Consider the following 14,592-nt stretch of genomic DNA (forward strand, 5'->3'; position numbering starts at 1 on the left):
TTGGTTAAAATCCAAATAGTGGAATGAGACAAATGAAAGAAGTGAAGTCCGAGATCTCCGGCAAGGTCATCCAGGTTCCCGTGAGCCTGAATGCGCGCGTCGACGGTGGCGACACCCTGCTGGTCGTCGAGTCGATGAAGATGGAGATTCACCTCGAAGCGCCGCAAGCCGGCGTGGTGCGCGAACTGCGCGTGGCCGAGGGCGACAGCGTGAACGAAGGCGACGTGGTGGTGGTGCTCGACTGAGTCGCCGCCGATCGCACCCGCGCCGTGCCCGGCACGGGTGAATTCGCTTCACTGCGGCGTGAGGCTGCCGAAGGGCACGGAGGCCTGCAGCGTGGTGCGGTACATGAGCCGGCGCTCTTCGGCCGTGTAGCCGCCGGTGGCGCGGTGGATCGTGGCCCAGTTGTCCCACATCACCAGGTCATGGGGCTGCCACTTGTGGCGGTAGACGAACTCGGGCCGCTTGCAGTGCGCGTACAGCTCTTCGAGCAGCCGCGTGCTTTCCGCTTCTGGCACGCCCAATATGGACACGGTGAAGCCTTCGTTCACGAACAGGCTCTTGCGCCCGGAGAAGGGGTGCCGGATGACCACCGGATGGACCACGTCGGGCGTGCGCTTCTTCTGCTCGTCCGACAGCGTCGTCGTCGTGCCGCGCTGCGCATTCACCTTGGCGTAGATGTCGCCGAAGCGATGCACGGCCTGCATGTCGTCGAGCTTCCTGCGCAGCGCCGCGGGCAGCGCGTCGTAGGCGGCCGCGCTGCTGGCGAATTCGGTGTCGCCCAGCACCACGCCGTCGCGCACCGGCACCTCGACCGCGTAGAGCAGCGAGCCGCGGCTGGGCTCGGCCACGTACGACAGGTCGGTGTGCCAGAACTCGCCGCTGCCGCCGATGCGCTGGCCGTTCTCGACGATGTTCGACACGCGGAAGATCTCCGGGTGGCCGGGCAGCAGGTACTTCTCGACCACGTGGCGCTCCAGGTCACCGAAGCCGCGGCTGAACGCGACCTGCTCTGCCGGCTGCAGCGCCCGGCCGCGGAAGACGAGCACCGAATGCTCGTCGTAGGCCTGGCGCAGGCGCGCGAAATCGGCCGATGAGACTTCGCCTGCGATGTCGAGGCCGACGATCTCGGCGCCCAGGGCGCAGCCGGTGGGGACGATGTCGAAGGACGAGGCGCCGCCGCTCGGGCGGCCGGCGGTTCGGGTGGGCGCGGCTTGCTGGGTCATCGGATGAATCCTTGTCGGGCTTTGGATGCGGTATGAAAAAGCGGCGCCGTCATTTCCAGCGCAGCGTGCGAAGGTCGTAGAAGGAATAGCCGTACTGCGGCTCCCACTCGATCTGCCTGTCCTTGGCGAACACCAGGAACAGCTCGGAGATCAGCACCGCATGGCCGTCGTCGCGCATGAGCTTGCCGATCTGCTGGAACAGCTTGTCACGCTCGGCCGGGTCGGCGACCGAGTTGGTCTTGGTGATCAGTGTCTCGACCTCGGGGTTGTCGTAGTCCGACCAGGTGCCGGCCTTGCTGGCTGTGCCCTGGATGGCGGTGATCGGGTCGTACATCGCGTTGGAGTACTGCATGATCGTCATCGGGCCCGACTTCTTCGTGTTGTTCAGGCGTGTCCAGGCGGGAAAGTCCAGCATCTTGATCTTGGCCTTCACGCCCACCTGCGACCAGTAGGCGACGATGGCCTCCGTCACCTCCTTCGGGTAGGAGGTCGGCGACATCAGCTCCGTCTCGAAGCCCTTGGGGTAGCCGGCCTCGGCCAGCAGCTTCTTCGCGAGCGCGGGGTCGTAGGCATAGGGCTTGAGGTCCTTGCCGACGCCGATCGGGTAGTACGACGAGATATAGGTCGTGAGCGGCTTGCCCACGCCCTTCATCACGTTGGCGATGATCGCGTTCACGTCCACCGCATGGTTGAGGGCCAGCCGCACGCGGCGGTCGTGCAGCGGCGTGCCGGGCGTGGTGGTGTATAGGCGCACGTGCAGCGGGCTGCCCATGGGCACCGACACCGCCTCGCGCTCGGCGGCCGCCTTGACCCGTGCCACGTCGTTCGGCGGCACGTTGTCGATCATGTCGACTTCGTTCGCGAGCAGCGCGTTGACGCGGCTCGCGGCTTCGGGGATCACCTTGTAGACCAGACGCTTGATGCCCGGCTTGGCGCCCCAATAGCCGTCGAAGCGCTCCAGCGTCAGGCTCTGGCCCAGCTTGTGTTCGACGAGCTTGTAGGGGCCGGCGCCGATCGGTGCGCGCGAGAAGGCGTCGACGTCCGCCAGCGAGCGCGTGTAGTCCATCGGCACGATGGCGACGAAAGCCGCCACCTTGTTCATGAAGACGGCGTCGACCTTCTTGAGCTTGACCACCACCGTGAACTCGTCGGGGGCCCTGACGCTGTCGACGTCGGAGAAATAGGGCCGGCGCGTGCTCTTCACCTCCGGGTCCATGATGCGCTCGAGCGAGTACTTCACGTCCTTGGCCTTGAGCGGCGTGCCGTCGTGGAACTTCACGTCGCGCCGCAGGCTGAAGCGGTACTGCAGCTGGTCGTCCGACACGGTGTAGCCGGTGGCGATCTGCGGCGCCAGCCGGCCCTTCTTGTCGAAGGTGTACAGGTTGTCGAACAGCTGCCAGGCGTAGCGGTCGGAGTTGCCGGTGTTGTCGACCTGGGCGTCGAGCATCGCGATGTCGCGGCTGACGCCGAACACCACCGTGTCCTTGTCGACCGCCGGCCGGGCGGTCGCATGCGGTCCGAATGCCAGGCTGCCCAGCAGCAGGGCGGCGCAGGTGCCGCTGCGAAAGAGTCCCACGATGTCTCCTTGTTGGACGGAAGGCGTGCCGCCTTCGAATGCCAACATATGACATCACGGTTCAGACTTCATGGCATACGGGGAATTCCACTAGATACCGTTTACCAATGAAAAACCGATCGAACCTTATATCCAAATATTGGAATACCTGGCCTCAACGCAGCCAGCTCGCCGGCACCATGATCAGCTGCGGGAACAGCACGAACAGGAACATCAGCGCCGTCAGCGACAGCAAGAAGGGCCACACACCGCGGATCACGCTGTCCAGCCCCACGCGCGAGGTGCCGGCCACCACGTTGAGCACGGTGCCCACCGGCGGTGTCAGCAGGCCGATGGCGTTGTTCATGATGAACATCACGCCGAAGTACACCGGGTCGATGCCGGCCTTGGCGATCACCGGCATCAGGATGGGCGTCATGATCAGCACGGTGGGCATCAGGTCGAGCGCGGTGCCGACGATGATCACGAGCACCATGATCACGAACATCAGCAGGATCTTGTTGTCGATGAAGGGCTCCAGCAGCTCCGTCACCTGTGCCGGGATGTTGGCGATGGTGATGAGCCAGGCCGACACCAGCGCGCAGGCCACGAGGAACAGCACGGTGCTCGATGTCTTGGCCGCGCTCAGCACCAGCTCGGGCAGGCGGCTCAGCTGGAGTTCGCCGTAGACGAAGCGGCCCACCACGAAGGCGTAGACCACCGCCACCACGGCTGCCTCGGTCGGCGTGAACACGCCGAACTTCATGCCGCCGATGATCACGAAGGGCAGCACCAGCGCCCAGATGCCGTCGACGAGGCTGCGGCCCAGTTCGCGCAGCGAGAAGCGGCGCACCGCGACCTTCTTCTCCTTCTTCGCGCAGAACCACCAGGTGGCGGTGAGCGTCAGCGCCATCATGATGCCGGGGAAGAGGCCCGCCAGGAACAGCTTGGTGATCGACACCTGCGCCACCACGCCGAACACCACGATCGCGATCGACGGCGGAATCACCGGCGCGATGATGCCGCCGGCCGCGATCAGGCCCGCCGCGCGCGGCACGTCGTAGCCGGCGTTGCGCATCATCGGAATGAGCAGCGCCGCGACGGCCGCCGTGTCGGCCACCGCCGAGCCCGAGATGCTCGCGACCACGGTGGCCGCGATGATCGCCACGTAGCCGAGGCCGCCGCGCACGTGGCCCACCAGTGCATCGGCCACCTTCACGATGCGCGACGAGAGGCCGCCCGCGTTCATCAGCTCGCCCGCCAGCATGAAGAAGGGCACCGCCATCAGCGGGTAGTTGTTGACGCCCTCCAGCATGTTCTGCGCAAGGATCTGCGTGTCGAAGTTGCCGAGGTACGCCATCAGCGCGACGCCGCAGACCAGCAGGGCGAAGGCGATGGGCATGCCGAAGGCCATGGCCCCCAGCAGCGAGGTGATGAAGACGAAGATGGTCATGCGTGTCTTTCGGTGGCCGTCATTCGCACGCGCTGGCGACGTCGCTGACCAGCTCTTCGCGCGGCATGCGGCCGCTGAAAAGACGCCACAGCGAATGCGCGAGGATCAGCGCCATGCCCGCGCTGCTGACCAGCAGGCAGGCATACACCGCGCCCAGCGGCACGCCGGTGACGGGCGCGTAGTCGTCCATGCCGATCACCACGAGCTTCCACGCGCCGTGGGCCAGCAGCAGGCAGCAGGCGAGGGCGCCGAGGTCGGCCACGCCGCGGCAGAAGCGCTGGGCCGGCTCGCCGAGGCGCGAGACGATGGTCGACATGCCCAGGTGGGCGTTGTCCTTCATCACCAGCAGCGCACCCAGGAGCGTGAGCCACATGAAGACGAAGCGCGAGGCTTCCTCCGAGAACACGATACCGGAGTTGAAGGCGTAGCGCAGCACGACGTTGCCGAACACGAGCGCGACCATCACGGCCATCATCGCGATCATCAGCCACTGGGCGCCGCGCTCGACGAGGCGGGAAAGCATGGGGAGTCTCCTTGTTGTAGTTGCAGTGCAGCCTGGCGTCGATCAGCGCTCGGCCATGTCGATGCGGTAGAAGCGGAGCGCGTTGCCGCGCCAGACGGCGTCGCGCGCCTGGACATCCAGCGCCGAGAGCGCCTCGGACATCGTGCGCACCAGCTCGGCCATCGACACGCGCAGGCCCGACACCGGCAGGTTGCTCGCGAACATGCAGCGCTGCCAGCCGAAGATGTCGATGGTTTCGCGCACCACGCGGACCGTGCTTGCGGCATCCCAGGGCGCATCGGGCAGCCCGAATTCCGAGAGCTTGACGTGCACGCCTGGCAAGGCGGCGAGCGCCTGCATGCCGCGGCGCCAATGCGCCAAGCCGGCCTCGCTGCGGTCCCAGGGCAGGCCTGCATGCTCGAGCACCACGGGCAGGCCCGGTACGCGCTCGACGAGCGCTGCGGCTTCTTCGAGGTGCCAGTAGGGCACGCGCAGGTCCCAGGCCAGCTCGTGCCTGGCCAGCAGCGACAGGCCAGCGAGCCAGCGCGAGTCCTGCAAGGCGCCGGGTCGCCCTTCCACGCCGGCGGACGCGGTCGGCGCCGTCAGCGGCTTGCAGCGCACACCGCGCACGAGCGGCCATTCGAGATGCTGCGCCAGCTGTTGTGCCGCATCGGGCGCAAGCAGATCGACGTGCGCTACCACGGCGTTCGGAGAGCCGTGCCGCGTATGCATCGCATGCAGCCAGCGTGTCTCGGCCAACGATTCGGCGCGATCGCGTTCGGCCTCGACGTGGACGGTGGCGACCACGTTCAGGCCCTCGGTGCGCGCGCGGTAGGCATCCGCGTCGAAGTCGCGCCGCAGCGCGTTGTAGTCGCCCAGGAAGAAAGCCCCGGGGTCGTAGCCTTCCTGCAGCCAGGGATAGCGGCCTTCGCCTAGCCGCCAGAGATGATGGTGCGCGTCGACGATGGCCGGCGCGGGCGTGCCATTCATTCCGAAGGCCTCAGGGCTGGGCATCCATGGCCTTCAGCACCGCATCGCCGTTCTTGTCGACGTAGAGCTTGCGCGTCTCGTCGCGCACCACCTTGCGGATGCTGGCGGTGTCCGGGTTCTCGTTGATCTGCATGCCCTTGGCGCGCAGCTGGGCGATCGCGTCCTTCTCGCCGTCGGCGTTCAGCTTGCGCTGGAAGGCCGCCGCGTTGGCCGCCTCTTCGAGCAGCACCTTCTGGTAGTCGGGCTTGAGGCCCTCGAAGCGCGCCTTGTTCATGATCACCACCAGCGGCGTGTAGGCATGGCGCGTGAGCGACAGGTACTTCTGCACTTCGAACATCTTCGACGACAGCATCAGCGTCGGCGGGTTCTCCTGTCCGTCGACCGCGCCCGATTCGAGCGCGCCGAAGACTTCGGCGAAGGGCATCGGCTGCGGGTTGGCGCCGAGCAGCTGAAAGGCCTTCAGGTGCGAGGGATTGGGCGTGGTGCGGATCTTCAGGCCCTTGATGTCGTCGGCGCCGTTGATCGGGCGCTTGTTGTTGCCCAGGCTCCGAAAGCCGATCTCCCAGAAGGCCAGTCCCTTGATCTGGTGCGCGGAGAGTTCGTCGAGCAGCGAGCGCCCGACCGGGCCGTCGAGCGTGCGGTAGGCCTGCTGCGCATCGGCGAACTGGTAGGGCAGGTCGAGCGCGTTGAGCTTGGGCGCCAGCCCGGTCACGAAGGGGTTGCCGGTGGCGCCGATGTCGATGGTGCCGCTGCGCACGCCGGTCACCAGCGTCACGTCGTTGCCGAGCTGGCTGTTGGCGAAGACCTGGACCTCGACGCCGCCCTGGGTGCGCTCCTTCACGCGCTTGCCGAATTCGAGCGCGGCCTTGTGCTGCGAATCGCTCTCGGGCACGGTGTGGCTGAAGCGCAGCTTGACCGGTGCCTGGGCTGCGGCACCGAAGGCGAGCAGGGCGAACAGCAGGCCCACTGCAGAGGGCCGGACGACGAAACGGCGGATCGCGGAAAAGCTCTTTGTCATGGTTTGTCTCCTTGGGTTGGATGAGCGGTGACGAGGGGTGACGAGGGGCGGCTACCGCGAGGCCTGCAGCATCGCGTCGTACTCGGCCGGGCTCGCCTCGCGGGGGTTGGTCTTGTGGCAGTGGTCCTTCAGCGCGCCTTCGATCACGCGCGGAAAGACGTCGGGCGAGACGTCGATCGCGGTCAGCCCGACAGGCAGCCCGAGCCGCCGGCTCATGTCGGCGACGGCCGCCGCCACCTCGTCTGCCGCCGCGAGGCCCATGGCCTGCGCCATGCGCGCGAGCTTGTCGTCCTTCCGCATCGAGGGTGCCTCGGCGTTGAAGCGAATCACGGCCGGCAGCAGGATCGCGTTGAGCGTGCCGTGGTGCAGGCGCGGATTGAGCCCGCCCAGCGCATGGCTCAGGCTGTGCACGCAACCCAGGCCCTTCTGGAAGGCCAGCGCGCCCTGCATCGAGGCGCTCATCATGTTCAGCCGCGCCTCGCGGTCGCCGGGCGTCGTGGTCGCCGTTTCGATGTGCTTCCACGCGCGGCGCAGGCCGTCGAGCGCGATGCCATCGGCCGGCGGGTTGAAGGCCGGTGCCATGAAGGTTTCCATGCAATGCGCGATCGCATCCATGCCGGTGGCCGCGGTCAGCATCGGCGGAAGGCCGAGCGTGAGTTCGGGGTCGCACAGCGCGACCCGCGGCACCAGGAAGGGCGAAAGCACACCGACCTTGCGACCGTCGTCGAGGATCAACACCGCGCCGCGGCCGACCTCGCTGCCGGTGCCGGCGGTGGTGGGCACCGCGATCACGGGCGCCGTGGCCGCGGTGATGCGGGCCACGCCGCCTTCGATGGCGGCGAAGGTGGCGAGTGGGCCGTCGTGCGTGGCGCACACGGCCACGCCCTTGGCCAGGTCGATCGGCGAGCCGCCGCCGACGGCGACGATGCCGTCGCAATCGTGCTGCCGATAGAGCGCCACGGCCTCGCGCATCGCGCGCTCGGTCGGGTTGGAAGGCGTGCCGTCGTACACCACGAAGCGGCGCCCTTCGCCGATGTGCGCAGTGACGCGGTCGAGCACGCCGACGGCGCGCACGCCGGCGTCGGTGACGACCAACGGGCGCCGGATGCCGATGCGCTCGCATTCCTGCGCGAGCAAGGACACCGCGCCGAAGTCGATCTGGATCTGGGTGATGTAGTGGATGAGGGCCATGGTGCGTCTCGTGTCTCCGGTCGGGTGTCCTGTGGGGGTTCGGGCCGCGAGTCTAGGAACGGCGCCAGGGCCGGGCAACGTGGATTTACTTGAAGCCCGGCCGAGAAAAATTCACAAGCGCGGGGCCGAGTTTTTCTTGAAGGTCGGCCCAGTTTTTCTCGTTTGGCTGGACGGTGGCCCAAACCTAGACTTCGCCCGGTTCACAGCCCACCACACGAGAGACGAATCACCATGACCCCGCCCATCCTGGTCGAGCGCCACGAGCAAGACGCCCGCATCGCCACCATCACCTTCAACCGGCCCGACCGCATGAACGCCATGGACCTGGCGATGTGGCAAGGCCTCGGCGATGCCATGGCCATGCTGTCGGCCGACGACGCGCTGCGCTGCATCGTGCTGCGCGGCGCCGGCGGCAAGGCTTTCTCGGCCGGCGCCGACATCGAGGAGTTCACTCGCCTGCGTGCCGATTCGAAGCAGGCCGCCACCTACGCCAAGGTGACGTACGCCGCGATGCAGGCCGTTGCGCAAAGTCGCCATCCGACACTGGCCGTGATCGAAGGCGCGTGCGTGGGCGGCGGGCTCGAGATCGCCTCGGTCTGCGACATGCGCATCTGCGGCACGTCGAGCCGCTTCGGCGTGCCGGTCAACAAGCTGGGCCTGACGATGTCGTACGGCGAGCTGGGCGGCCTGGTCGACCTGGTCGGCGGTGCCACCGCGCTCGAGATCGTGCTCGAAGGCCGCGTCTTCGACGCGCAGGAGGCGCTGGCCAAGCGCCTCGTGAACCGTGTGGTGGCCGACGCCGATGTGCTGGCCGAGGGCGAGGCGACCGCGCGCCGCATCGCCAACGGCGCGCCGCTGGTGGCGCGCTGGCACAAGAAGTTCGTGCGGCGCCTCGCACAGCCCGTGCCGCTCACGCCCGAGGAAGCCGACGAGGCCTACGCCTGCTTCGACACCGAGGACTTCCGCATCGGCTTCCAGGCCTTCCTGGCCAAGGGCAAGCCGGCCTTCGTCGGCCGCTGAGCGAGCCACCCATCGTCATTCATCGAACATCTTCCGGAGCCTCCAGGTGACCCTTCCTCTTTCCCGCATCAAGGTTCTCGACGTCAGCCAGATCATGGCCGGACCCTTCTGCTGCATGCTGCTCGGCGACATGGGTGCCGACGTGATCAAGGTCGAGACGCCGGGCATCGGCGACCAGACCCGGCGCTCGATGGGCTTCCGGCTCAAGGGCGCCGACAGCGGCGGCTTCCTCGCGCTCAACCGCAACAAGCGCAGCGTCGAGATCGATCTCAAGAACCCGGCCGGGCTCGAAGCCTTCTACGCGCTCGTGAAGGACGCCGACGTGCTGGTCGAGAACAACCGCCCCGGCGTGGCCGCGCGGCTCAAGATCGATCACGCGACCCTGCGCAAGATCAATCCGCGCCTGGTGTACGCGAGCATTTCCGGCTTCGGCCAGACCGGCCCCTGGGCCAAGCGGCCCGGCCTGGACCTGATCGCGCAGGCCATGACCGGCGTGATGAGCGTGATGGGCCACCCGGGCCAGGAGCCGGTGAAGTCCAGCGTGCCGCTGGCCGACCTGGGGGCCGGGCTCTTCGCGGCCTACGGCATCCTGAGCGCACTGATCGGCCGCGACATCACCGGCGAGGGCCAGCTCGTCGACGCATCGCTGTTCGAGACGGCGCTGGGCCTGTCGGTGTGGGAATCGGCCGAATACTGGGGCACGGGCGAGCTGCCGGTGCCCATCGGCAGCGCCAACCGCATGAGCGCGCCCTACCAGGCGGTGAAGGCGGCCGACCGCCACTTCGTCATCGGCGCGGCCAACCCCAAGCTGTGGACGGCGCTGTGCGGCGTGGTGGGCCGCGACGACCTGGTGCAGGACCCGCGCTTCATCGACAACGTGCTGCGCATCCGCAACCGCGAGGCGCTGATCGCCGAGTTGGAGCGCGAGTTCGCACGCCGCAGCGCCGACGAGTGGGTGGATGCGCTGCTGGCCGCGGGCGTGCCGGCCGCACCGATCTACAACTACGCCGAGGCGCTCGCAAGCGAGCAGGCGGTGGCGCGCGAGATGGTGCTGAAGATCCAGCATCCGGTCGAAGGCGAGACGCGCGCGCTGGGCTTCCCGGTCAAGCTCGGCGGCACGCCGCAGCGCGTGCGGCATCCGGCGCCGCTGCTGGGCCAGCACACGGACGAGATCCTCGGCGAGATCGGCTTGACCCAGGACCGCATCGAGGCCCTCCGCCGCGCCGGCGCCTTCGGTCCGGCGCGCACCGACGCCGCAGCGACCGCTTGACCGGCGCTGGCACGAACGCACGCAAAGCGACACCATCACGAACCTGGAGACAAGAACATGGCCCTCTCGACCATCGACACCGCGCGCCGCCAATGGCTGCGCACCTGGCCCGCCGCCATGCTGCTGGGCACCACCTTCGCCGTGCCCGCCTGGGCGCAGGGCGGCGCCTATCCGAACAAGCCCATCGAACTGGTCGTGCCCTGGCAGGCCGGCGGTGGCGCCGACGTGGTTGGCCGCGCCTTCGGTGCCGCGGTGGCCAGGCACCTGCCGCAGCCCATCGTGGTCATCAACCGGCCCGGCGCGAGCGGCGTGCTGGGGCTGGGCGAGGTCGTCAATGCCAAGCCCGACGGCTACCGCATCGTGCTGTCGTCCACCGAGCTGACCTTCCTGAACCACCTGGGCCTGGCCAAGTTCTCGTACAAGGACTTGCGGCCCATCGCGCGGCTCAATGCCGACCCGGCTGCGGTGGTGGTGCGTGCCGACGCGCCCTACGCAACGCTCGAGCAGTTCCTCGACGCCGCACGCAAACCCGAAGCGAACATCCGCGTGGGCAATGCGGGCCACGGCTCGACCTGGCACATGGCCGCCGCCGCGCTGTCGGAGAAGACCGGTGCGCAGTTTAACCACATTCCCTATGCGGGCGGCGCGCCGGCGGTGCTGGCCCTGTTGGGCGGGCACATCGACGCGGTAACCGTCAGCACCGCCGAAGTGTCGAGCTACGTCGCCGCGGGCAAGCTCAAGGCGCTGGCGGTGATGGCCGACAAGCGCGTGGCCGACGGCTTCGAGAACGTGCCGACACTGAAGGAGCGCAAGGTCGACCTGTCGATCGGCATCTGGCGCGGGCTCTCGGCGCCGCGCAACACGCCCGACGAGGTGATGGCGGTGCTGAAGACGGCCACGGCCAAGGCGGTGAAGGAGCCGCTGTGGATCGATGCGCTGCAGAAGCTGCATTTCAGCACCGACACCTATGCCGACGATGCCGCGCTCGAAGCGGTGATGGTGCGCGAGAGCGCCTTCTTCAAGGAGCTGTCGGGCAAGTTGAAGATTTCGAACTGAAAGCCTTGGACATCCTGCGATGGACCCGACCCCCGGCGAAGCCTTCATCGACGCGCACCAGCACTTCTGGGATCTCGAAGCCAACCCGTATCCGTGGCTGCAGGGCGAGACGGTGCCGGCCTTTCGCTACGGCGACTACTCGGCGCTGAAGCGCAGTTACCTGCCCGCGGACTACGCCCGGGACACGCGCGCCGATGCACCGGTGGCCACGGTGCATGTGGAGGCCGAGTGGGACCGCCGCGATCCGCTGGCCGAGACGCGCTGGCTGACCGAGCTTGCGCGTTCGCACGGGCGGCCCTCGGTCGTGGTGGCGCACGCGGCACTTGATCGCTCCGACGCGGCCGAAGTGCTGGCCGCGCAGGCCGCCTTCGCGCTCGTGCGCGGCATCCGTCACAAGCCGGCGACGGCCGCGGCGCGGGCCGACGCGCGGCGCGGCGTCGCCGGGTCGATGGACGACGCGCGCTGGCGTGAAGGCTATGCGCTGCTGGAACGCCACGGCCTCTCGTTCGACCTGCAGGCGCCATGGTGGAATCTCGACCAGGCGGCCGAGCTGGCGCGCGACTTTCCGCGCACCACGCTGATCCTCAACCACACCGGCCTGCCTTCGGACCGCAGTGACGAAGGCCTGCGCGGCTGGCGCGCCGCTCTGGAGGCGTTGGCCGCACAGCCCAATGCCTTTCTCAAGATCTCGGGCCTGGGCCTCGCAGGCCGTCCGTGGACGCAGGCCGACAACGTGCCTGTGATTCGCGATGCCATCGCGATCTTCGGCGCGACGCGCTGCATGTTCGCGAGCAACTTTCCGGTGGACAGCCTGGTCGCGGACTACGCCACCCTCCTGGCCGGCTTCCGCGCCGCGATCGCGCCGCGCCCGGCGCACGAGCGTCGCGCGCTGCTGCACGACAACGCCGTTCGCATCTACCGCATCGGCTGAGGCTGCTACATCGCTTCGTCAGGTGGGCGCGCCAGTTCCTCGCGCACCCATTCGAGAAAGGCGTGGATGCGCGGGTCGTTCGCGCGGTCTTCCGGAAAGACGATGTAGTAGGCGAACTCCACCTGCATGCTGCCCTCGAAGGGCCGCACCAGCCGCCCGGCGGCGATGTCGCCGGCCACCCAGTGCTTCTTGGCGAGCGCGACGCCCAGGCCGTCGATCGCCGCGCCCAGCACCAGGTGGCTGGGCCAGAAGGATGGGCCGCGCGTCGTGTCGACGTCCGTCACGCCCACGTGCTCGAGCCACATCGACCAGTTGGGGTTGCTGACGTCGTCGTAGGTGCTCTCGTCGTGAAGCAGCGTGTGGAAGCGCAGATCGGCCGGCGAGGCCAGCGGATGCTCGCCCTGCATCAGCGCCGGGCTGCAGACGGGGAACACCTCCACGGGCAGCACCAGCTCGGAGTACATGCCGGGGTACACGCCGCGGCCGTAGCGCACGGCCAGGTCGAAGTCCTGCCGCGTGAAGTCGACCATGTCCTTCTCGGTGGCGATCTTGAGGTCGATGTCGGGATGCGCCTGCATGAAGCGGCGCATGCGCGGCGTGAGCCACTTCACTGCGAAGGTGGGCGGCAGGTTGATCTTCAGCGAAGGCACGCCCAGCGTCTTGTTGAGCTGGTGCGTGGCGAAGACCAACTGCTGAAACGCCTCTTGCACGCCCGGCAAATAGGCCTTGCCGGCGGCCGTGAGCGAGAGCGATTTCGAGTCGCGCATGAAGAGCGCGACGCCGAGGTTCTCTTCCAGCGTCTTGACCTGGTGGCTCACGGCCGATGGCGTGACGAACAGCTCGTCGGCGGCACGCGTGAAGCTCAGGTGACGTGCGGCGACTTCGAAGGCGCGCAGCGCGTTCAGGGGCGGGATGGGGCGTGACAAGGTCGTCTCCTGGGTGCGGCCCTGAAGGCGCGGCCGCGCGTGTCGAGTGTGAGGCCAAAGCCTTCGAATTTTTCTCGGCAGTCGCCCTAGAAAAACTCGTTTGCCGCTCTCTGGCGCGATTCCTAGACTGGCCCCCGCCCGATGCAGCACCGCATCGCGCACCGTGTGATTTCAAACCCGCAAACGAGACAACGCATGCCCTTCTGCAAACGCTTTCTTCCCCTGCTGCCGGCCCTGCTGGCGACCCTGGCCTTCGGCGCGTCGGCGCAAGACCTCACCGGCAAGGTGACGCGCACGCCCACCGGCTACCTGATGGTGCTGCGCAACGGCGACGACGTCATCGCGCACCTGGAGCGGCTCGCGGTGGTCGAGCAGATCCCGAGTGCCAGCATCGTCGGCATCGGCTTCATGCGCGAGGCGAAGTTCGGCTTCTACGACTTCTCGCGCAAGGTCTTCGACCCCAAGACCTTCAAGGACGTCGAACTCGCCAACCTGACCGGCAGCATCGCTTGGAAGGAGGGCAAGCCCTCGATCCACGCGCACGGCATCGTGACCGACGGCAGCTTCGTCGGCGCGGGCGGGCACCTGCTGGGCCTGACGGTGGGCACCGGCTCCTGCGAGGTCACGGTGATGCTGCATCCGCACCGGCTCGAGCGCTTCGTCGATCCGGCCATCGGCGCGAACGTGCTGGGGCTGCATCCCGGCGCGAAGTGAGGCTGTGGCGGGGCGTCGCTCGTCATCGAATACACTGCGCCCCGCTCGCGATGGCCGATCATCGCGTGCCGCCACTGGCAACGTGGCGACATCAACTCATAGGAAATCAGCTTTGAACCGCATTGAACTCGTCGAGAAGATCGCAGACACCCACAACGTCAGCAAGGCCGAAGGTGCCCGCATCCTCGAAACCGTGACGACCGCCATCGTCGCCGCCGTGAAGAAGGGCGATCCCGTGCAGATCGTCGGCTTCGGCACCTTCAAGCAAGTGGCCCGCGCCGCACGCTCCGGCTTCAACCCCAGCCTGGGCACGAAGATCAAGATCGCCGCCCAGAAGGTGCCGAAGTTCGTGCCGGGCGCCGCCTTCAAGGCCGCCGTGGACCCGAAGGCCGCGAAGCGCAAGACCGAGAAGGCCGCTGCGGCGCCGAAGGCCAAGCCTGTGGCGAAGAAGGCTGCTGCCAAGAAGAAGTAAGGCAGCACAGCCGGCAGCCTCTCGGCCGCCAACAAATGAAGAAACGGCCCCGACGGGGCCGTTTTTCATGGCCGGCTCAGGCGCCGGGCTGGCGGGAAGCAAGAACCATCGGCGCCACCGCCTAATACGCGTACTCGTACACCTGCGAGTAGTCGTAGTCGTCATTCACCGTCATGTCGGGCCACTCCGGGTTGTTGCCGCCCTGGATGTCCAGTGCGAAGTTGTGGCCATCGAACTGCACCGTTCCCCCTGCACCGGCGCCGTTGGC

Annotated in this window: 15 protein-coding genes; 7 read left to right on the top strand and 8 right to left on the bottom strand. The window is 67.7% G+C overall.

Features of this window, described 5'->3' with window-relative positions:
* Window positions 1–32 precede the first annotated feature (32 nt).
* Window positions 33–245: an acetyl-CoA carboxylase biotin carboxyl carrier protein subunit gene (locus B0W80_RS20480; protein WP_077000999.1), complete on the top strand. Its 213-nt coding sequence runs from the start codon at window positions 33–35 to the stop codon at window positions 243–245.
* Window positions 246–293: 48 nt separating this feature from the next.
* Here B0W80_RS20480 and B0W80_RS20485 read toward each other — a convergent pair whose 3' ends face one another.
* The 7 genes from B0W80_RS20485 to B0W80_RS20515 all read right to left on the bottom strand — a co-directional run bounded on the left by B0W80_RS20485 (window position 294) and on the right by B0W80_RS20515 (window position 7,935).
* Entirely contained in the window at window positions 294–1,226 is a 933-nt protein-coding gene (locus tag B0W80_RS20485) for a TauD/TfdA family dioxygenase (protein ID WP_077001000.1), read from the bottom strand.
* Window positions 1,227–1,275: 49 nt separating this feature from the next.
* Window positions 1,276–2,802 carry an ABC transporter substrate-binding protein gene (locus B0W80_RS20490; protein ID WP_256856636.1) on the bottom strand — a complete coding sequence of 509 codons (1,527 nt, stop codon included), beginning with the start codon at window positions 2,800–2,802 and terminating at the stop codon, window positions 1,276–1,278.
* 154 nt (window positions 2,803–2,956) lie between these two features.
* The gene (locus B0W80_RS20495) at window positions 2,957–4,234 is read right to left on the bottom strand and encodes a TRAP transporter large permease subunit (RefSeq protein ID WP_077001001.1); all 1,278 of its coding nucleotides are present in this window, start codon (window positions 4,232–4,234) and stop codon (window positions 2,957–2,959) included.
* A gap of 19 nt (window positions 4,235–4,253) precedes the next feature.
* On the bottom strand, window positions 4,254–4,757 hold the full coding sequence (locus B0W80_RS20500; protein ID WP_077001002.1) for a TRAP transporter small permease: 504 nt from the start codon (window positions 4,755–4,757) through the stop codon (window positions 4,254–4,256).
* Between the two features lie 42 nt (window positions 4,758–4,799).
* Window positions 4,800–5,726 carry an amidohydrolase gene (locus tag B0W80_RS20505; protein ID WP_077001003.1) on the bottom strand — a complete coding sequence of 309 codons (927 nt, stop codon included), beginning with the start codon at window positions 5,724–5,726 and terminating at the stop codon, window positions 4,800–4,802.
* Window positions 5,727–5,736: 10 nt separating this feature from the next.
* Entirely contained in the window at window positions 5,737–6,744 is a 1,008-nt protein-coding gene (locus tag B0W80_RS20510; RefSeq protein ID WP_077001004.1) for a TRAP transporter substrate-binding protein, read from the bottom strand.
* A gap of 51 nt (window positions 6,745–6,795) precedes the next feature.
* Window positions 6,796–7,935 carry an iron-containing alcohol dehydrogenase gene (locus tag B0W80_RS20515; protein ID WP_077001005.1) on the bottom strand — a complete coding sequence of 380 codons (1,140 nt, stop codon included), beginning with the start codon at window positions 7,933–7,935 and terminating at the stop codon, window positions 6,796–6,798.
* A gap of 231 nt (window positions 7,936–8,166) precedes the next feature.
* On the opposite strand from B0W80_RS20515, the gene B0W80_RS20520 reads away from it, so the two are divergent.
* From B0W80_RS20520 to B0W80_RS20535, 4 genes are read left to right on the top strand one after another with little or no spacing between them, the layout of a single operon-like run.
* Complete coding sequence (locus B0W80_RS20520; protein WP_077001006.1) at window positions 8,167–8,955, top strand: enoyl-CoA hydratase-related protein; 789 nt, start codon at window positions 8,167–8,169, stop codon at window positions 8,953–8,955.
* 46 nt (window positions 8,956–9,001) lie between these two features.
* Entirely contained in the window at window positions 9,002–10,225 is a 1,224-nt protein-coding gene (locus B0W80_RS20525) for a CaiB/BaiF CoA-transferase family protein (protein ID WP_077001007.1), read from the top strand.
* A gap of 57 nt (window positions 10,226–10,282) precedes the next feature.
* Entirely contained in the window at window positions 10,283–11,281 is a 999-nt protein-coding gene (locus tag B0W80_RS20530) for a tripartite tricarboxylate transporter substrate binding protein (RefSeq protein ID WP_077001008.1), read from the top strand.
* Window positions 11,282–11,300: 19 nt separating this feature from the next.
* Entirely contained in the window at window positions 11,301–12,212 is a 912-nt protein-coding gene (locus B0W80_RS20535; RefSeq protein ID WP_077001009.1) for an amidohydrolase, read from the top strand.
* Between the two features lie 5 nt (window positions 12,213–12,217).
* Here B0W80_RS20535 and B0W80_RS20540 read toward each other — a convergent pair whose 3' ends face one another.
* Window positions 12,218–13,138 carry a transcriptional regulator GcvA gene (locus B0W80_RS20540; protein WP_077001010.1) on the bottom strand — a complete coding sequence of 307 codons (921 nt, stop codon included), beginning with the start codon at window positions 13,136–13,138 and terminating at the stop codon, window positions 12,218–12,220.
* 195 nt (window positions 13,139–13,333) lie between these two features.
* Here B0W80_RS20540 and B0W80_RS20545 point away from each other — a divergent pair, with 195 nt between their 5' ends.
* Together B0W80_RS20545 and B0W80_RS20550 are read left to right on the top strand one after the other, a co-directional pair.
* The gene (locus B0W80_RS20545) at window positions 13,334–13,852 is read left to right on the top strand and encodes a PPC domain-containing DNA-binding protein (RefSeq protein WP_077001011.1); all 519 of its coding nucleotides are present in this window, start codon (window positions 13,334–13,336) and stop codon (window positions 13,850–13,852) included.
* Between the two features lie 112 nt (window positions 13,853–13,964).
* A complete protein-coding gene (locus B0W80_RS20550; protein WP_077001012.1) occupies window positions 13,965–14,324 on the top strand; it encodes an HU family DNA-binding protein in 360 nt (119 codons plus the stop codon).
* The last annotated feature ends 268 nt before the right edge of the window (window positions 14,325–14,592 follow it).

Origin of the sequence: Variovorax sp. KK3 (genome assembly GCF_001984055.1) — a bacterium.
Classification (GTDB): domain Bacteria; phylum Pseudomonadota; class Gammaproteobacteria; order Burkholderiales; family Burkholderiaceae_C; genus Variovorax.